The sequence below is a fragment of the Luteimonas sp. R10 genome, assembly GCF_045689605.1.
In the GTDB taxonomy this organism is placed as follows: domain Bacteria; phylum Pseudomonadota; class Gammaproteobacteria; order Xanthomonadales; family Xanthomonadaceae; genus Luteimonas.
Window position 1 is genome coordinate 2,794,061 of record NZ_CP141262.1, and the last position, 18,520, is coordinate 2,812,580.

Annotated in this window: 18 protein-coding genes; all 18 read left to right on the forward strand. The window is 72.0% G+C overall.

Going from position 1 to position 18,520, the window contains the following annotated elements; all coding sequences use genetic code 11:
• Positions 1 to 2 precede the first annotated feature (2 nt).
• The 18 genes from flgK (at position 3) to U3649_RS12330 (ending at position 18,447) form a co-directional block, all read left to right on the forward strand.
• The gene (gene flgK / locus U3649_RS12245; protein WP_407351601.1) at positions 3 to 1,883 is read left to right on the forward strand and encodes a flagellar hook-associated protein FlgK; all 1,881 of its coding nucleotides are present in this window, start codon (positions 3 to 5) and stop codon (positions 1,881 to 1,883) included.
• Complete coding sequence (gene flgL, locus U3649_RS12250) at positions 1,880 to 3,082, forward strand: flagellar hook-associated protein FlgL (RefSeq protein WP_407351602.1); 1,203 nt, start codon at positions 1,880 to 1,882, stop codon at positions 3,080 to 3,082. Before flgK ends, flgL begins: the two co-directional genes overlap by 4 nt.
• Before the next feature lie 408 nt (positions 3,083 to 3,490).
• A complete protein-coding gene (locus U3649_RS12255) occupies positions 3,491 to 4,636 on the forward strand; it encodes a flagellin (RefSeq protein WP_407351603.1) in 1,146 nt (381 codons plus the stop codon).
• Between the two features lie 202 nt (positions 4,637 to 4,838).
• Positions 4,839 to 6,221, forward strand: a complete 1,383-nt coding sequence (fliD, locus tag U3649_RS12260; protein WP_407351604.1) for a flagellar filament capping protein FliD — start codon at positions 4,839 to 4,841, stop codon at positions 6,219 to 6,221.
• Positions 6,222 to 6,245: 24 nt separating this feature from the next.
• Positions 6,246 to 6,662, forward strand: coding sequence for a flagellar export chaperone FliS (gene fliS, locus U3649_RS12265; RefSeq protein ID WP_407351605.1), 417 nt, complete (start codon positions 6,246 to 6,248; stop codon positions 6,660 to 6,662).
• A complete protein-coding gene (locus U3649_RS12270) occupies positions 6,659 to 6,952 on the forward strand; it encodes a hypothetical protein (RefSeq protein ID WP_407351606.1) in 294 nt (97 codons plus the stop codon). The genes fliS and U3649_RS12270 overlap by 4 nt, the downstream gene beginning before the upstream one ends.
• Positions 6,952 to 7,527 carry a PilZ domain-containing protein gene (locus U3649_RS12275; protein WP_407351607.1) on the forward strand — a complete coding sequence of 192 codons (576 nt, stop codon included), beginning with the start codon at positions 6,952 to 6,954 and terminating at the stop codon, positions 7,525 to 7,527. The genes U3649_RS12270 and U3649_RS12275 overlap by 1 nt, the downstream gene beginning before the upstream one ends.
• 99 nt (positions 7,528 to 7,626) lie before the next feature.
• Positions 7,627 to 8,259, forward strand: coding sequence for a response regulator (locus tag U3649_RS12280; protein WP_407354609.1), 633 nt, complete (start codon positions 7,627 to 7,629; stop codon positions 8,257 to 8,259).
• Positions 8,260 to 8,432: 173 nt separating this feature from the next.
• Positions 8,433 to 9,866, forward strand: a complete 1,434-nt coding sequence (gene rpoN / locus U3649_RS12285) for an RNA polymerase factor sigma-54 (RefSeq protein ID WP_407351608.1) — start codon at positions 8,433 to 8,435, stop codon at positions 9,864 to 9,866.
• Positions 9,863 to 10,243 carry a response regulator transcription factor gene (locus U3649_RS12290; RefSeq protein ID WP_407351609.1) on the forward strand — a complete coding sequence of 127 codons (381 nt, stop codon included), beginning with the start codon at positions 9,863 to 9,865 and terminating at the stop codon, positions 10,241 to 10,243. The genes rpoN and U3649_RS12290 overlap by 4 nt, the downstream gene beginning before the upstream one ends.
• Entirely contained in the window at positions 10,240 to 11,679 is a 1,440-nt protein-coding gene (locus U3649_RS12295) for a sigma-54 dependent transcriptional regulator (RefSeq protein ID WP_407351610.1), read from the forward strand. Before U3649_RS12290 ends, U3649_RS12295 begins: the two co-directional genes overlap by 4 nt.
• Before the next feature lie 82 nt (positions 11,680 to 11,761).
• Positions 11,762 to 12,142, forward strand: a complete 381-nt coding sequence (fliE, locus tag U3649_RS12300; protein ID WP_407351611.1) for a flagellar hook-basal body complex protein FliE — start codon at positions 11,762 to 11,764, stop codon at positions 12,140 to 12,142.
• Between the two features lie 20 nt (positions 12,143 to 12,162).
• Positions 12,163 to 13,842 carry a flagellar basal-body MS-ring/collar protein FliF gene (gene fliF / locus U3649_RS12305; RefSeq protein WP_407351612.1) on the forward strand — a complete coding sequence of 560 codons (1,680 nt, stop codon included), beginning with the start codon at positions 12,163 to 12,165 and terminating at the stop codon, positions 13,840 to 13,842.
• Positions 13,843 to 13,852: 10 nt separating this feature from the next.
• The gene (gene fliG / locus U3649_RS12310) at positions 13,853 to 14,842 is read left to right on the forward strand and encodes a flagellar motor switch protein FliG (protein WP_407354610.1); all 990 of its coding nucleotides are present in this window, start codon (positions 13,853 to 13,855) and stop codon (positions 14,840 to 14,842) included.
• Positions 14,839 to 15,453 carry a FliH/SctL family protein gene (locus tag U3649_RS12315; protein ID WP_407351613.1) on the forward strand — a complete coding sequence of 205 codons (615 nt, stop codon included), beginning with the start codon at positions 14,839 to 14,841 and terminating at the stop codon, positions 15,451 to 15,453. The genes fliG and U3649_RS12315 overlap by 4 nt, the downstream gene beginning before the upstream one ends.
• Complete coding sequence (gene fliI, locus U3649_RS12320) at positions 15,450 to 16,868, forward strand: flagellar protein export ATPase FliI (protein ID WP_407351614.1); 1,419 nt, start codon at positions 15,450 to 15,452, stop codon at positions 16,866 to 16,868. Before U3649_RS12315 ends, fliI begins: the two co-directional genes overlap by 4 nt.
• Positions 16,865 to 17,317 (forward strand): flagellar export protein FliJ, encoded by a 453-nt coding sequence (gene fliJ / locus U3649_RS12325; protein ID WP_407351615.1) that lies wholly within the window; start codon positions 16,865 to 16,867, stop codon positions 17,315 to 17,317. Before fliI ends, fliJ begins: the two co-directional genes overlap by 4 nt.
• The gene (locus U3649_RS12330; protein ID WP_407351616.1) at positions 17,317 to 18,447 is read left to right on the forward strand and encodes a flagellar hook-length control protein FliK; all 1,131 of its coding nucleotides are present in this window, start codon (positions 17,317 to 17,319) and stop codon (positions 18,445 to 18,447) included. The genes fliJ and U3649_RS12330 overlap by 1 nt, the downstream gene beginning before the upstream one ends.
• Positions 18,448 to 18,520: the final 73 nt, after the last annotated feature.

Consider the following 18,520-nt stretch of genomic DNA (forward strand, 5'->3'; position numbering starts at 1 on the left):
GCATGTCCAACGTCCTCTCCACCGGTACCAGCGCGCTGATCGCCTTCCAGCGGGCGCTGTCGACGGTCAGCCACAACGTCGCCAACATCAACACGCCCGGCTACAGCCGGCAGCGCGTCGATTTCACCACCCGCAACCCGACCGACTACGGCTACGGCCATGTCGGCGGCGGCACCAAGATCGCCGACATCCACCGCGTCGCCGACTCGCTGGCGATCTCGCGCCTGCTCGACGCCGGCGGCGAGCTCGCGCGCCTGCAGCAGCTGTCGGGGCTGTCCAGCCGGGTCGACAGCCTGGTCTCGAACAACGCCACCGGCATCGCCGGGATGTGGTCGAACTTCTTCGATTCTGTCAGCGCGCTGTCCTCCAACGCCGCCTCCAGCGCCGAGCGCGAGAACCTGCTGGCCCAGGGCAACGCCCTGGCGACGCGCTTCGCCCAGCTCGACGGCGAGTTCGACCGCCTGGACGGCGAAGTCGACGCCGGGCTGCAGTCCGCGGCCGGCGAGATCAACCGCCTCGCCGCCGAGATCGCCCAGCTCAACGGCAAGATCGGCAGCAGCGCCGGCAGCGCCGCGCCCGACCTGCTCGACCGCCGTGACCTGCTGGTCTCGCAGCTGGTCGAATACACCGGCGGCTCCGCCGTCGCCCAGGACGGCTCGACCATCAACGTGGTCACCGCGGGCGGCCAGGCGCTGGTGGTCGGCGCCACCGCGTCGCGGCTGACCACCGTCTCCGACCCGTTCCAGCCCGGGCGACTGCAGATCGCGCTCGAGACGCAGGGCCAGCAGATCCGCCTCGACGAACGCGCCCTGGGCGGCCGCGTCGGCGGATTGCTCGAGTTCCGCAGCAGCGTGCTCGATCCGGCGCTGGCCGAACTCGGCCGCATCGCGATCGGCCTCGGCGACGCCTTCAACCAGGCACATGCCGCCGGCATGGACCTGTACGGGCAGATGGGCGGTGCGTTCTTCGACCTGCCCGTCCCGAACGTGAACGCCCACGCCGGCAACGCCGGGACCGCGGCGCTGCAGGCGTCGCTAGGCGATATCGGCGCCATGGACGGCCACGCCGTGGTGCTGCGCTTCGACGCCGGCGGCTGGAGCGCGACCCGCGCCGACACCGGCGCCAGCGTGCCGCTGACCGGCACCGGCACCGCGGCCGACCCGCTGCGCGTGAACGGGGTCGAGATCGAGGTGAGCGGAGCCCCGGCCAACGGCGACCGCTTCCTGCTGCAGCCGACGGCCGGTGCGGCCGGCGCGATCTCGGTGGCGATCACCGATCCTTCGCGCATCGCCGCCGCTTCGCCGGTCAAGGTCTCCGCCGACCTCGCCAACACCGGCACCGGCATCGCCGGCAAGCCGGTGGTGGGCGATGCCGCGCATCCGGACCTGCTGGCGACGGCGAGCATCGAGTTCATCGACGGCAACCAGTACACCATCGACGGCGCCGGGCCATTCGCCTATGTCCCCGGCCAGGCCCTCAGCGCCAACGGCTGGAGCATGACCCTCGACGGCGTCCCGGCGGCAGGCGACGTCTTCACCGTCGGTCCCACCGGCGCCGGCTCCAGCGACAACGGCAATGCCGCGCTGCTCGCCAACCTGGACGACGCACGCACCCTCAACGGCGGTACCGTGAGCCTCAACGGCGCCGTGGCCGGACTCACCACCTCGGTGGGCTCGGCCGCGCGCCAGGCGCAGTACTCCGCCGAGGCCCAGCAGGTGATCCACGGCCAGGCGCAGGCCGCGCGCGATTCGGTCTCCGGGGTCAACCTCGACGAGGAGGCCGCCGACATGCTGCGCCTGCAGCAGGCCTACCAGGCGGCGGCGCAGATCATCTCCACCGCCGACGCGATGTTCCAGTCCATCCTCAACGCGACACGCCGATGAACACCCGCATCTCCACGGGAATGATGTACAGCCAGTCGCTGGCCTTGATCCAGTCCAAGCAGGCGAACCTGGCGCACATCCAGCAGCAGCTCGGCACCGGCCAGCGCCTGCTCACCGCGAAGGACGACCCGGTCGCCGCCGGCGCCGCGGTGGGCCTGGACCGCGCCCTGGCCGAGCTCGAACGCTTCGGCGCCAACGCCGCCAACGTGCAGAACCGCCTCGGCCTGCAGGAGAACGTGCTGGCGCAGGCCGGGGAGATGATGGGCCGGGTCACCGAACTCACCGTGCAGGCCAACAGCGACGCGCTCTCTGACGCCGACCGCAGCGCGATCGCCAAGGAGATCGGCAGCATCCGCCAGGGCCTGCTGGACCTGGCCAACAGCACCGACGGCAGCGGGCGTTTTTTGTTTGCCGGCGCCGCCGACGCGAGCGCGCCGTTTTCGATCGTCGGCGGCAGTGCCGTCTACGGCGGTGACCAGACCCAGCGCCGCGTCGAGATCGCACCCGGGATGTTCGTCGCCGACAGCCAGCCCGGCAGCGAAGTGTTCATGCGCGTGCGCACCGGCGACGGCCGCGTCGACGCCAGCGCGGCCGCCGGCAACACCGGCACCGGCCTGCTGCGGCAGTTCGGCCTGGTCGACCCGGCGGCGTGGACCGGCGGCACCCATACCGTCGGTTTCACCGCGGCGGACGCGTACGAGGTCCGCGACAGCGGCGGCGCGCTGGTCGCCAGCGGCACGTACGTGCCCGGGGAGAGCATCGCCTTCGCCGGCCTGCAGATGCGGATCGAAGGGGAACCCGCCCCGGGGGACGCGTTCACCATCGGCCCGGCCGGAACCCGCGACGTGTTCGCCACGCTTGACCGGCTGACAGCCGCGCTCTCCAGCGCGCCCGTCGGCGACCAGCAGAAGGCCGCGCAGCAGAACCTGCTGCAGCAGTCGATGCGCGACGTGGCCGGCGCACAGGCGCACCTGGTCGACGCGCGCGCGGCCGGCGGCGCCCAGCTCTCGGCGATCGACACCGCGACCGAGCTGCGCGGCTCGCAGTCGCTGACCATCGAAAGCACGCTGTCCGGCATGCGCGACCTCGACTACGCCGAGGCGATCAGCCGCTTCACCCTGGAACAGGCCGCGCTGGAAGCCGCGCAGCTCAGCTTCACCCAGATGCAGCGGCTGTCGCTGTTCAACCTGATCCGCTAATCCGTCGATTTGGCGACTGCCCGCTGCGGCGCCACACCTTCGGCGGGTGTCGCGCCAGCGACGGCATGCCGCCGCCACTCCCACATGCGATCCAGCGACTTCGAATGCCGCCCCGTGAATGCCGCCCGCCCTGTGGGAGCGACGGCAGTCGCGACCCGGCGCAGCATGTGCCGGAGCCGAAGCGGGCGCCGGCTGCACGAAGGAGTGGTCGCCGTGGACCGGCGCGCGGCACTACAGCTTCCCGATTCGCGCGTCAACTTTTTTTGCCGGATCCGCTAAAGGTTCGCCGCGGGGCGTCGTTAACGTCTCCAGCAGAGGACAGGGCCGAAACAGACGGCATCCCCCTGCGGAGCAACCGGCCAGGCCCTGCGACCCGCGCCGGATTCCCTTCATCAGGAGACCAGCAACATGTCCGTCATCAACACCAACACCATCTCGCTGAACGCCCAGCGCAACCTGGGCGCCAACAGCGCCAGCCTGTCGACCACCATCCAGCGCCTGTCCTCGGGCCTGCGCATCAACAGCGCCAAGGACGACGCCGCCGGCCTGGCGATCTCGGAGCGCTTCACCACCCAGATCCGCGGCATGAACCAGGCCGCCCGCAACGCCAACGACGGCATCTCGCTGGCGCAGACCGCCGAAGGCGCGCTGGGCGAGATCGGCAACAACCTGCAGCGCATCCGCGAACTGGCGGTGCAGTCGGCCAACGCCACCAACTCGTCCTCGGACCGCGCCGCGCTGCAGGCCGAGGTCGGCCAGCTGCTGTCGGAAATCGACCGCGTCGCCGACCAGACCAGTTTCAACGGCACGAAGCTGCTCGACGGCACCGCGCCTTCGTTCGTGTTCCAGGTCGGCGCCAACGCCAACGAGACCATCACCGTGAGTTCGCCGGTCGACGCCAACGTCGTCGCGCTGGGCGGCACGGTCACCACGTCCACCGCGCAGTCCACGGCCGTTTCCGGCCTGGGCACCGGTGCGGTGGCCGACGGCGATCTGACCGTCAACGGCGTCAGCATCGGCGCCCTGTCGGCGGTCGGCACCTCCTCGCAGCGCGCCTCGCAGGTGGTCGACGCGATCAACAACATCTCCACCCAGACCGGCGTCAATGCCAGCTTCAACGCCAGCACCGGCGTGATCGAAGTGTCGTCCGAGAGCGCCATCACCTTCGGCGGCACCGACGACGGCACGCTGACCGGCTTCGACGGCGCCGGCGCCCAGGCTTCGACCGACAGCACGGTCACCGGCATCTCCGGCCTGGACATCAGCTCCTTCGCCGGCGCGACGCTGGCGATGAAGCAGGTGGACGCGGCGCTCGACCAGATCAACTCGGCCCGCGCCGACCTGGGTGCGGTGCAGAACCGCTTCACCTCGGTGGTCGCCAACCTCAACACCAGCGCCGAGAACCTGACCGCGTCGCGCAGCCGCATCCGCGACACCGACTTCGCCAAGGAGACCGCCGAGCTGTCGCGCACGCAGATCCTGCAGCAGGCCGGTACCGCGATGCTGGCCCAGGCCAACCAGATCCCGCAGAACGTCCTCAGCCTGCTGCGCTGATCGCGGAAGATCCGGACGGCGCCGCCGCCGCGGCCCGCCGGCAACACCCAGATCCCCTCCCCGACGGAGGGGATCTGCTTTTGTGCCTCCGTCGCCCCGCCGGGCACGGCGCCCGGCCGGCCCTAAAGAACCGCCGTCGCGGGCCGCTATTGCTCATGAGCCGGGCCACCGGCAAGCGGCGATCGTCAAACGGGAGATCCACATGGCGGACTATTCATTCGGCTACGGCGGCATCGGCTCCGGCATCGACATCAGCGCGATGGTCAGCCAGCTGGTCGCCGCCGACCGCGCCCCGCAGGACGCCCGTCTCAACAAGATCGAATCGGTCGCGAAGTTCAAGCTCTCCGGCATCGGCAGCGTCAGCTCGGCGTTCGATGCGCTCAAGACCGCACTCGATGCGCTGAAGAAGTCCGACGCGATGGGCGCGCGCTCGGTCAGCTCGGTCTCGGCCGACAGCACCACCGGCACCGACAACGTGCTCGGCGCCACCGTCGGCAAGGGCACCCCGGCCGGGCAGTACCAGGTCGAGGTGCTGTCGCTGGCCAGCGCCCACAAGCTGACGGGCGGCGCGGTCGAGACCGGCACGCTGTTCGACGCCGGCAAGCTGTCGCTCTCCATGGGCGGCGAGTCGGTGACGATCGACATCGCCACCGGCAGCAGCCTGGCCGACGTCCGCAGCGCGATCAACGACAAGGCCGCCAGCCTCGGCATCCAGGCCTCGCTGATGACCTCCGACGACGGCCAGCACCTGACCGTGGCGTCCACCAGGACCGGCGCCGCCAACGCGATCTCGTTCGAGGTCGTCGAAGGGGGCGGCGATCTGTCGGCCCTGATCGGCGGACTGCAGCAGAAGACCGCCGCCGCCGACGCGCAGGTGTCGATCGACGGCCTGGTCACCACCTCGGCCGGCAACGCGATCGCCGATGCCGTGTCCGGCATGACCCTGACGCTGAAGAAGACCGGCACCAGCACCGTCACCGTCGCCAACGACGCCGCCGCCAGCCGCAAGCCGGTGGAGAACGTGGTCAGCGCCTACAACGCCGCGATCAAGACGATCGCCTCGGCCACCTCGTACAACAAGGAAACCGACACGCCCTCCTCGCTCACCGGCGACGCGCAGATGCGTGCCGCCGCCAGCCAGCTGCGCGGGATGATGGGCGACCTGCTGGGCGAACTCGCCGCGCAGGGCCTGGACGCGAAGACCATCGGCCTGCAGACCCGCGCCTACCCCAACAGCGACGGCACCCTGGTGCTCGACAGCGCCAAGTTCGACGCCGCGATGGCGGCGAACGCCGGCAGGATCGCCGCCGCCTTCACCGGCGAAGGCGGCTTCGCCGCGCGCCTGGCCGGCGCGGTGGAGGGCTACGTCGGCACCGACGGCAGCTTCACCCTGCGCACCAAGGGCATCAACGACCAGCTCAAGGACGTCGCGCGGCAGCGCGAGGCCGTGGACCTGCGCATGGAGGCCACGGCCAAGCGCTACCAGGCGCAGTTCGTGGCGCTCGACTCGCTGATGGCGCAACTGTCGACCACCAGCAACTACCTCGCCCAGCAGCTGGCCGCCCTGTCGGCCCAGCTGGCCTGACGACGAACTCCCAGGAGCATTCCGATGTCGCCTCGTTCCCTCGCCGCCGAGTACCGGCAGAATCATCTGGAAGGCACGGTGATGGACGCCGCTCCGCACAAGCTGGTGTCGCTGCTGCTCGCCGGCGCCTGCGATCGCATCCGTCTCGCCGAGGCCTGCCTGGCGCAGGGCGACCAGGCCCGCAAGGGCAAGGCGATCGGCGAGGCCTGCGCCATCGTCGGCCACCTCGACGGCTCGCTGGACCATGAGGCCGGCGGCGAGATCGCCGGCAACCTGTCCGCCCTCTACGACTACGTGGTGCGGCGGCTGACTGCCGCCAATCTGCACAACGACGGCCAGGCCCTGCGTGAGTCGCTGGCGCTGCTGGCCGAGGTCGATGCCGCCTGGAACGCGATTCCCGAGCGGCAGCGCCAGCTGCCAACGGCGGGAGGCGCGGCATGAGCGAGCCGACACTGGGCCGCCTGTACGCCGGGCTCGAGGCCCTGGCCGAGGCGCTGGAGCAGGACGACTTCGCCTCCGCCGAGTCGCTGCTCGCGCAGTATGATCGCGAGCTGCGGGTCTACGTCGAGGCGGTAGGCGCCGCCGCGCCGCTGGGCGCGCTGCGGACCATGCTGCAGATGCAGAACTCGCTCGCGGCGCGAATGCAGGAGCGGCAGCGCGGCATCGCCGCCGAACTGCGCGACATGCGCCAGGCCGGAAACGCCGCGCGCGCCTATTCGGAGCTGGGATGATGAACGCGACCGGGACGTCCGCCGCGCTGGCCGAGCAGGCCCTGTTCGACGACGCCCTGAGCTGCGAGCTGCAGCTGCCGGCGCAGCTGTTCTCCGACCCCGGCGCCGGCCTCGGCCGGCTGCCGCAGGCCGAGGCCCTGCTGGCCGGCCTGTCGCAGGTCGAGGACCTGCGCATGGACGACACCGGCGAGGAGCGCGGCGAGCTGCCGCTGCTGACCCAGCGCATGGACGCCAAGCTCGACCTGATGCTGATGCTGATCGGCCGCCTGGTCAGCCGCTCCTACGATGCCCTGCCGGTACGGGCGCTGCGCTGGTCGCACCGCGGCGTCCGGCTGGACGCACCGGCAAGCCCCGCGACCGTCGCGGGCGACACGGGCGTGCTGCATCTGCAACCCTCCGAATGGCTGCCCGACCATCTCGAGCTGCCGGTGACGATACTCGCCGAGGCCGCCGCCGAAGGCGGCATGCAACGTTCGTGGCTGCAGTTCGGCGAATTGCCGGCGGGCCTGTCCGATGCCTTGGAGAAGCACCTGTTCCGGCTGCACCGCAAACAGGTCGCCGCCAGCCGACGCTGAACGCGGCCGCCGACGGCCGCGTCGCGATGCCGGCGATTCCCTAACGCGGCCGCCTCGGCTATCGTGGCCGCGACCGCGATGGAACCCCGACCGGACACCGTGCGCGTACTGATCGTCGACGACCATACCCTCGTGCGCGCCGGCCTGACCCGGTTGCTGCAGGGCTTTGCCGGGATCGACGTCTGCGCCGAGGCCAGCAATGCCGAGCAGTCGATCGACCTGGCGATGCTGCACCGCCCCGAGATCGTGCTGATGGACCTGTCGCTGCCGGGGCGCAGCGGGCTCGACGCGATGAGCGCCATCCTCGACGCACTGCCCGCCACCCGCGTGGTGATGATGTCGATGCACGACGACGCCGTGCACGTGCGCGATGCGCTCTCGCGCGGCGCGGCCGGCTTCGTCGTCAAGGACGCCGCACCCCTGGAGCTGGAGCTCGCGCTGCTGACCGCCGCGCGGGGCGAGGTGTTCCTGAGCCCCCGGCTGTCGACGAAGATGATGGCGCCGCTGTTCGGCCGCGACAAACCGGTGGGAGTGGCCGCGCTGTCGCCGCGCCAGCGACAGATCCTGGGGCAGATCGGCCGCGGCTTCAGCAGCAAGGAGATCGCCGCCGATCTCGGCATCAGCGTCAAGACGGTGGAGACCCACCGTGCGCGGATGATGGAAGCGCTGGGCTGTCGCCGCGCCACCGATCTGCTGCTGCTGGCCGCCCGGCACGAGCGGGAGCTCGGTTGAACGGGGGCGTGCCGGAAACCCGGCGCCGGAAAGCCGCGCCCGTGTAGGGAAACCCCCGACGGGCGTCGGGTTGCCGACGACGGCGGTCGGGGATGTCCCGATTCAACTTCCGTCGCCGCCCGCGCAAGATGCGCTCACGGGCACCGCGCCATCGGTGCCGACCGGGAGCCATCATGAAAGGCAGCCAGATCCAGGCCCAGCAGTTCGGCCAGCAACTCAACATGACGCCGCAGCTGCTGCAGGCGATCCGCCTGCTGCAGCTCGACAGCCTGCGGCTCGAACAGGAAGTCCGCCAGGCGCTGGAACTCAATCCGCTGCTGGAACTGGAGGATGAGGCCGAAGCCCGGCCCGCCGACCCCGCGGCCGGCGGCGATGTCGCCGCGGTCGAGGTCGCCGCGTTCGACGAACTGCCCGAATCGTCGATGTGGGACCTGCCCGGCGCCGGCTGGCACGACGGCCAGGACGACGGCATGGCGCGCATCGCCGCCGGCCGCACCAGCGATCCGCTGGTGCGCATCCTGCAGGACCTGGCACTGGAACTGGCGCCGCCCGAACTGGAGATCGCCGGCTTTTGGCTCGAACACTGCGACGACGCCGGCTATCTCGATGCCGCCCCGGCCGCATTGACCCAACGCGCCTGTGCGCGCTTCGACGTCTCCGCGGCGCGCATCGAGGCGGTACGCCAACGCCTGCTGCACGGCGAGCCGGCCGGCATCGCCGCCGCGAGCCTGCAGGAATGCCTGCAGGCGCAGCTGGCCTCGTTGCCGGCCCCGGTCGCCGGCCGACCGCTGGCGACGCGGATGCTCGCCAGCTGCCTCGACCTGCTCGCCGCCCACGACCACGCCGCCATCGCCCTGCGCCTGCGCGTGGCCGAGGAGGACGTGGCGGAGGCCGCCCGCCTGGTGCTCTCGCTCGATCCGCGGCCCGGCGAGGCCGGGCGTCCCGACGGCAATGTCGCCGTGGTGCCCGACGCCGTCGCCTGGTTCGCCGACGGCCAGTGGCGGGTGGCCCTGAACAGCGCCACCGCCCCGCGCGTGGCCGTCAATCCCACGTACGAGCGCGCCCTGGCCGTTGGCGACGCCACCGCCAACGGCCAGCTGCGCGCCCTGCTCCAGGAGGCGCGCTGGCTCAGCCGCGGTCTGGCGATGCGCTACGACACCCTGCTGCGCACCGCACGGGTGATCGTCGAGCGTCAGGCCGGGTTCCTGGAGCGCGGCAACGAGGCGATGGCGCCGCTGACCCTGAAGGAGGTCGCCGACGCCATCGGCATGCACGAGTCCACGGTCTCGCGCATCACCACCGGCAAGTACCTGCAGACGCCGCGCGGCACCATCGAGATGAAACGCTTCTTCGCGGTACGCCTGGACGGCGCCAACGTCTCCGGCACCGCGGTGCGGGCGATGGTCAAGCGCCTGATCGATGCCGAGCCGCCGCAGCGGCCGCTGGCCGACGACGCGATCGCCGGGTTGCTTGCGCGCAATGGCGTGCACATCGCGCGGCGCACCGTCGCCAAGTACCGCGACCAGCTCGACATCGCCCCGGCCCGGCAGCGGCGCCGCGACGCCCCCCGACGATCGCCCACACGGGCTGAGGACGCGACCGGATGAACACGATCACCGTACTGCTGGTCGACGACCACGAGGGCTTCATCAACGCCGCCCTGCGCCACTTCCGCAAGGTGGACTGGCTGCAGGTGGTGGGAACCGCCAGCAACGGCCTGGAGGCGATCGAGCGCTCCGAGGCCTTGCGCCCGGCGGTCGTGCTGATGGACCTGGCGATGCCCGAGATGGGCGGCCTGCAGGCCGCCCGCCTGATCAAGGCCCAGGACGATCCGCCCTACATCGTCGTGGCCAGCCATTTCGACGACGCCGAGCACCGCGAGCACGCGATGCGCGCCGGCGCCGACAACTTCGTCAGCAAGCTCTCCTACCTCCAGGACGTCATGGCGATCCTGGAAAGCCTGCACAGAGGTGAAGCGTCATGAGCGAGCCCCGCATCCTGGTGATCGACAGCGACGCCGAGCGCGCCGAGCGCGTCTGCACGCTGCTCGAGTTCATGGACATGAAGCCACGTTGGGTGGCGGATATCGCCGATGCGCCCACCGCCCGCCACCGCCCCGGCGAATGGATGGCGCTGGTGGTCGGCGGCCTGGAGGACGGCGCCGCCGCGCGCGGCTTCTTCTCCTGGCTGTCGGCCTCGGCGCTGCCGCCGCCGGTGCTGCTGCTGCAGGACGAGCCGGCGGCGTTCTCCAGGGCCCAGGGCCTGCATGAGGCCGGCGTGTGGGCGCTGGATCAGCCGCTGCGCCACGCCCAGCTCGAGGCGCTGCTGCGCCGCGCCAGCCTCAAGCGCCTGGACGCCGAGCACCAGGCCGGCGTCGACCGGGGCGGCGGCCCCACCGGCGACAGCGCCGCGGTGCAGCGCCTGCGGAAGATGATCGACCAGGTCGCCGGCTTCGACACGACCGTGCTGGTGCTCGGCGAATCGGGCACCGGCAAGGAAGTCGTGGCGCGCGCCATCCACCGGCAGTCGACGCGCCGCGACGGCCCGTTCGTGGCGATCAACTGCGGCGCCATCCCGGCCGAGTTGCTGGAAAGCGAGTTGTTCGGCCATGAGAAGGGGGCGTTCACCGGTGCGCTGACCGCGCGCAAGGGCCGCTTCGAGATGGCCGAGGGCGGCACCCTGCTGCTCGACGAGATCGGCGACATGAGCCTGCCGATGCAGGTCAAGCTGTTGCGGGTGCTGCAGGAACGCTGCTTCGAGCGCGTCGGCGGCAACCAGACCATCAAGTGCAACGTGCGGGTGATCGCCGCCACCCACCGCAATCTCGAGGCGCGCATCGGCGACGGCCAGTTCCGCGAGGATCTGTTCTACCGCCTCAACGTGTTCCCGATCGAGATGCCGTCGCTGCGCGACCGTCGCGACGACCTGCCGGTGCTGGTCGCCACCATCGCCGCGCAGCTGGGCCGCAGCGGCCGCGGCGAAGTGCGCTTCGCCTCCGACACGCTGGCCGCGCTGGCCGGCTATGCCTGGCCGGGCAACGTGCGCGAGCTGGCCAACCTGGTCGAGCGCCTGGCGGTGCTCAATCCCGGTGGCCTGGTGCGGGTGCAGGACCTGCCGCAGCGCTATCGCGAGCACGTCGCCGAGATACCGGCGCCGGCGCCGGACACAGGCGTCGGCGCGTTCGTCCCGACCGCCGGCGATGCCGTCGCGGAACAGGCAGTCGGGCTGCCCGAGGACGGGATCGATCTGCGCGACCACATCGCCCGCATCGAACTGACCCTGATCCGCGAGGCGCTGGCGCGTACCGAGGGCGTCGTTGCCCATGCCGCCCAGCTGCTGGGGCTGCGCCGCACCACCCTGGCCGAAAAGTTGCGCAAGTACGGGATCGAGCGCGAGAACGCGGAGCTGGCCGGGGCTTGAATGCGCGGCGTCACGATTCCGGCGCGGTCGCGGCACACGACTTGCATCGCCCAGCCCGACGCCACCGTGTCCCGGTCAACCCATGAGCTACTCGGTCGATTCCGTCCTTTCCCAGATCCGCAGCTACCAATCCCAGATGGGCCAGGCCGTGCCTGCCCGGGTGGCCGATGCGCCTCGCGGCGACGCGATCGGCGGCCTCGGCGGGGTCGGCGCGCCGGGCCAGCTGCAGCAGCCGGGTCGCGTCGGCTTCGGCGAGACCCTGCGCGGGGCGATGGAGGGGGTGAACAGCGCGCAGCACCGTACCGGCGAGCTGGTGCGGGCGTTCGAACTGGGCGAACCGGGCGCGGATCTGGCCAAGGTGATGGTCGCCGCCCAGCAATCTCAGGTGGCGTTCCGCGCCACCGTGGAAGTGCGCAACCGACTGGTACAGGCGTACCAGGACGTCCTGAACATGCCGCTGTAACCGACCGGACCTGATCGCACATGGCCATTTCGCTCTCCAGGGACACGCTCGACGCCGGCAGGACCGGCGACAGGGCCGTGCAGGTGCTCGACCGGCTGCAGGAAATGCAACTGGCGCCGCGCCTGGGCAAGATGCTGCTGCTCGCCGCAGCGGTGGCGGTCGGACTGATGGTGTTCTTCTGGTCGCAGAAGCCGCAGTACACGCCGCTGTATGCCGGCCTGGACGCCCAGGCGACCTCCGAGGCCACCGACCTGCTGCGCACCGCGAAGATCCCGTTCCGCCTGGATCAGGCCACCGGCGCGATCTCGGTGCCGGAGGAACACGTGCACGACGCCAGGCTGAAGCTGGCCGGTTCCGGCGTGGCCGACAGCGGCCGCCTCGGCTTCGAGCTGATGGAGCGCGACCCCGGCTTCGGCGTCAGCCAGTTCGTCGAGACCGCGCGCTACCAGCACGCGCTGGAAACCGAGCTGGTACGCACCATCGGCACCCTGCGCTCGGTCCGCGATGCCCGCGTCCACCTGGCGATCCCCAAGCCCAGCGCCTTCACCCGCCAGCGCGAGGTCGCCAGCGCCTCGGTGGTGCTGGACCTGCGCGGCGGCGCGCGCCTGGAGCGCAACCAGGTCGACGCCATCGTGCACCTGGTGGCCTCGAGCATTCCCGATCTGGCGCCCGAGCGCGTCACCGTGGTCGACCAGAGCGGCCGTCTGCTCAGCGACACCGGAGGCGACAGCGAGTCGGCGCTGAGCGCGCAGCAGTTCGAGCAGGTCCGGCGCCAGGAGACCTCGTTCAACCAGCGCATCCGCGAGCTGCTGGAACCGATGACCGGGTCCGGCCGGGTCAACGCCGAGGTCACGGTGGATATGGACTTCTCGGCCAGCGAAGAGGCGCGCGAACTGTTCAACGCCGATCCCGCCAAGCTGCGCAGCGAACAGGTCAGCGAGAACTCCATCGCCAGCGCCGAAGGCCCGGAGGGCGTCCCCGGCGCCGCCAGCAACACGCCCGAGATCGTGGCCGCCGCCGGCGACGCCGAAACCGGAGCCAAGGCCGGCGACGCCCCGGTGCGCGACGTCACGCGCAGCGCTACCCGCAACTTCGAGCTCGACCGCACCCTGCAGCACACCCGCCAGCCGCCCGGCCGCATCCGCCGGGTCACTGCCGCGGTGCTGGTCGATCACATCCCGCGCGTCGGTGCCGATGGTGGGACCGAACTGCAACCGTTGAGCGAAGCCGAGCTGCAGCGCATCGAGGCCCTGGTGCGCCAGGCAGTCGGCTTCAACGAAGAGCGCGGCGATAGCGTATCGGTGATGAACGCGCCTTTCGTGCGTGAGCAGACAGACGCGATCGACGTCGACGGCAGCTGGTGGCAGGACCCTCGGGTGCGCGACATCGCGCGTCTGGCGGCCGGTGCGCTGGTGGTGCTGGCACTGCTGTTCGGCGTGGTACGCCCCGCGGTGCGCCAGATCAGCGATCCCGGCCCTGGCAAACGTGGCGCCGCGGCGGCCCAGGACGTGAACGTGGTCGAGGACGAGATTCCGGGCTTGGCCGAGGACACCGCGAAGATCGCCGCGGCACAGCCGATCGCACTGGCCTCGAACGCCTACGACGACCGCCTGCGCCATGCGCGCGAGGCGGTGCAGGCCGATTCCAAGCAGGTCGCGCAGGTCGTGAAGGGATGGTTGGGCAATGAAGCCGCAGTCTGAGACCGACGAGATGACCGGCGTGCAGCGTGCCGCCGTGCTGCTGCTGTCGCTGGGCGAGGCCGACGCAGCCGAGGTGCTCAAGCACATGGGCGCCAAGGAAGTACAGAAGCTCGGGCTGGCCATGGCCACCATGAGCGGCGTCACCCGCGAGCAGGTGCTCGGGGTGATGGACGACTTCAGGAACGAACTGGAGCGCCAGACCTCGGTTGGCGTCGGTGCCGACGACTACATCCGCAACGTGCTGATCCAGGCGCTCGGGGCCGACAAGGCCGGCGGGCTGATCGACCGCATCCTGCTCGGCCGCAACACCACCGGCCTCGACACCCTCAAGTGGATGGACCCGCGCGCGATCTACGACCTGGTCCGCAACGAACATCCACAGATCATCGCCATCGTGCTCTCGCACCTGGACGGCGACCAGGCGGCCGAGGCCCTGCAGCTGATGCCGGAGCGCACCCGCGCCGACGTACTGCTGCGCATCGCCACGCTCGACGGCATTCCGCCGAATGCGCTCAACGAGCTCAACGAGATCATGGAGCGCCAGTTCGCAGGCAACCAGAACCTGAAGTCCTCCAACGTCGGCGGGATCAAGGTCGCCGCCAACATCCTCAACTTCATGGACTCCGGACAGGACCAGGCGATCCTCGGCGCGATCGGCAAGATCGACCAGCAGCTGGGCCAGCGGATCCAGGACCTGATGTTCGTGTTCGACGACCTGGTCGACCTCGATGACCGCGAGCTGCAGATCGTGCTGCGCGAGGTCAACGGCGAGCGCCTGGGCATCGCCCTGCGCGGCGCCGACCTCAAGGTCCGCGACAAGATCACCCGCAACATGTCGCAGCGCGCCGCCGAGATCCTGGTCGAAGACATGGAGGCGCGCGGTCCGGTGCGGCTGTCCGACGTCGAGGCGGCGCAGAAGGAGATCCTGGCGGTCGTGCGGCGCCTGGGCGACGAGGGCGCCATCGCCCTGCAGGGCGGCGCCGCCGAGGAACTGGTATGAGCGCGGTGGTGCGCTGGCTGGCGCCGGCGATGGACGCCGCGCCCGACCCCGCCCCGCCCGGGCGCGAGGAGGAGATCCCGCGGCCGCCGAGCCTGGAGGAGATCCAGGGGATCGTCGACGACGCGCGCCGCGAAGGCCACGAGGCCGGCTTTGCCGCCGGCCACGCCGAAGGCTTCGCACAGGGCCAGTCCGAGGTGCGGCGGCTGACCGCGCAGATCGAGGGCATCCTCGACAACTTCTCGCGCCCGTTCGCCCGCCTCGAGGACGAGGTGGTCGCGGCGCTGGGCGAGCTGGCGGTGCGCATCGCCGGCAGCCTGGTCGGCCGGGCCTACCAGTCCGATCCCATGCTGCTCTCGGAACTGGTCGGCGAAGCGGTCGACGCGGTCGGCGGCGCCAGCCGCGAGGTCGAGGTGCGGCTGCACCCCGACGACATCGCTGCACTGACCCCGGTGCTGTCGCTGCTGCCGGCCACGCGGCTGGTGGCCGACCACGGCCTGGCCCGCGGCGACCTGCGCCTGCACGCCGAGAGCGTGCGCATCGACGGGACCCTGGAGGCACGCCTGCGCGGCGCGCTCGAGACCGTCATCCACCGTGCCGGGGCGCGCGCGTGAGCGCCGCGCCCGGTCACACCACCGCCGCGGTGCCGGCCGACTGGCTGGCCGCGCGCAACCTGCGCCTGGCGACACGACTGGGCGCCGCCGGCCCCGATCCTGCCGCCGGCCGCGGCCTGATCCGCGAGGGCATCCTGCGCCGCGCGGTCGGGCTGACCCTGGAAGCGGTCGGCTGCGAGGCGCCGCTCGGCGCCACCTGCCGGGTCGAGGTCGCCGACGGCGGCTGGGTCGACGCCGAGGTCGTCGGTTTCGCCGGCGAGCGCATCTACCTGATGCCCAGCGCCGAACTGCACGGGCTGCTGCCCAACGCCCGGGTGGTACCGCTGCGCCGGCGCGGGCGGGTCGAGGTCGGCGAAGGCCTGCTCGGTCGCGTCATCGACAGCGACGGCGTGCCGCTGGACGGCAAAGGCCCGCTGCGCGCCGAAGCCACCGTCGGCTTGGCCGGCATCGCCATCAACCCGCTGGCGCGCGAGCCGATCATCCAGCCGCTCGATGTCGGGGTACGCGCGATCAACGCGCTGCTGCCGATCGGCCGCGGCCAGCGCGTCGGCCTGTTCGCCGGCTCCGGCGTCGGCAAGTCGACCCTGCTGGGCATGATGACCCGCTACACCGCCGCCGACGTGATCGTCGTCGGCCTGATCGGCGAGCGCGGCCGCGAGGTGCGCGATTTCGTCGAGACCACCCTGGGAGAGGAAGGCCTGCGCCGCGCCGTGGTGGTTGCCGCCCCCGCCGACCGCCCGCCGCTGGCGCGCCTGCAGGGCGCCTACCGCGCCACCGCCATCGCCGAGTGGTTCCGCGACCAGGGCCTGAACGTGCTGCTGCTGATGGACTCGCTGACACGCTTCGCCCAGGCGCAGCGCGAGATCGGCCTGTCCGTGGGCGAGCCGCCGACCACCCGCGGCTATCCGCCGTCGGTCTTCGCACGCCTGCCGGCGCTGGTCGAGCGCGCCGGCAACGGCGCCGCCGGGCGCGGCTCGATCACCGCGTTCTACACCGTGCTCACCGAGGGCGACGACCCGCAGGACCCGATCGCCGACGCCGCCCGCGCCATCCTCGACGGCCACATCCTGCTGTCGCGGCGGATCGCCGACGCCGGGCTCTATCCGGCGATCGACGTCGAGTCCTCGGTCAGCCGGGTGGTCACCGAGATCGCCGACGAGACCTGGCGCGAGCGCATCCGCGCGCTCAAGCGCCTGGTCTCGGCCTACAACAGCCATCGCGACCTGATCGCCATCGGCGCCTACCAGCGCGGCGGCGACCCGGCCGTGGACGAGGCGCTGGACCGCTGGCCCGAGATCATGGCCTTCCTCGGCCAGGACGTCGCCCGCGCCGCCGACCTCGACCACAGCCGCGACGCGCTCGCCCGGCTGCTCGAGCCGGCGCCCCCCGCTTCGCCCGAGGAAATCGCCGCATGATGCAGTCCCGCCGGATCGACCCGCTGCTGCTGCGCGCACAGGAGCACGAAGACGCCATCGCCCGCGACCTCGCCGAACGCCAGCGCACGCTGGCGCTGCACGAGCAGCGGCTGGAGGAATTGCGCCGCTACGCCGACGAGTACGGCAACAACGGCAGCGCCGCGACCAGCCCGGCGCAGCTGGCCAACCACCGCGCGTTCCTGGAACGCCTGCAGAGCGCGGTGGAGCAGCAGCGCCGCACCGTCGACAGCAGCCGCCGCACGGTCGATGTGGAGCGTGCCCGCCTGCTGCTGGCCAGCCGCGACAAGCAGGTGCTCGAGCAACTCGCCGCCAGCTACCGCGCCCAGGAGCGCCAGGTCGACGAGCGCCGCAGCCAGCGCGAGATGGACGACCTCGGCGCGCGCCGCATGCGCGCGCTGTCGATCGCCGCCAACGAGGGGAACCACTGATGAACATGCCCGGCTTCGACCCGGCCGTGCAGCCATCCACGAGCCCGGCGCGCGGGCCCGGCGCCCGCCGGGACGCCGGCGGCGACGATGCAGCCGGCCCGTTCGCCGGCATGATCGACCGCGGCCCCGACCAGCGCTGGTCCGCCGGCAACGGGGCCGGCGAGGCACGACAGCGGCCGCACGACCCGGACCGCGGCACGGACGCTGCGGCGCGGCCGCCCGCGGAGGGACGCGAGGGCGCCGCGGTCGAACACGAGCGCTCCGACGAGCCGGGGGGGGACGCCCCCGCGTTCGCCGCGAACGCCGCCCAGCCCTGGCCGCCGCAGGGGCTCGCCGCACTCGGCCTAGCCGCCCTCGTATCGCCCGGCACGGCGCAGGCCGCGGCCGAGGCGGGTCCCGACGCCGGTGCGGCGGCCTGGTCGCAGCTGGCCGCAACGGCGGCGGGCAGCGATGGCGAGGCCGCCGCGACGCCGGCTCGGGCCATCACCGCACCAGGCGCCCTCGCCGGCGCCGCGATCCAGGCCGCCGCAACCGCCACCGCCCGGGAGCAGCCGACGGCACAGGCGCCGGTCGCCGAGCCGGCCGTGCCGCCGGCTGCCGAACCGCTTGTCCTCGCCGTCGCGCGCAGCGATGGCGAGGCGCCGCCGCCGGCCTTCCTGGTCGCGCCGGCAGCCCCTGCCCAGGCGCCTCGCGAGGCGCCCGCGGTGCTGGCCCCGCCGCTCACCCCGACCCCGGACCTGCATCGCGACGACTTCGCCGAAGCCGTCGGCACGCGCCTGCACTGGCTCGCCGACCAGAAGATCGGCCACGCTCAAATCCGCATCAACCCGCACGACCTGGGCCCGATCGAGGTGCGGCTGCGCCTGGATGGCGACCGTGTCAGCGCCGACTTCACCAGCGCCCAGCTCGAGGTCCGCCAGGCGCTGGAGGCGAGCCTGCCGCGCCTGCGCGACATGCTCGGCGCCCAGGGCCTCCAGCTGGCCCACGCCGACGTCGGCCAGCAGGCACGCCAGGACGGCGCCGCCGCACAGCAGGCACGCGGCATCGGCGGCGGCACCGTTCCCGGCGAGGACGGCGCGCCGCAGCCAGCGGCGCTGGCCGCCCGCGGCCTGCTCGACGCCTACGCCTGACGCGCGGCACGCGCGCCCTGCGGCCGCGGACCCCTCCACGTAGCGCCGGGCCTGCCCGGCTTGTGCGGGCTCC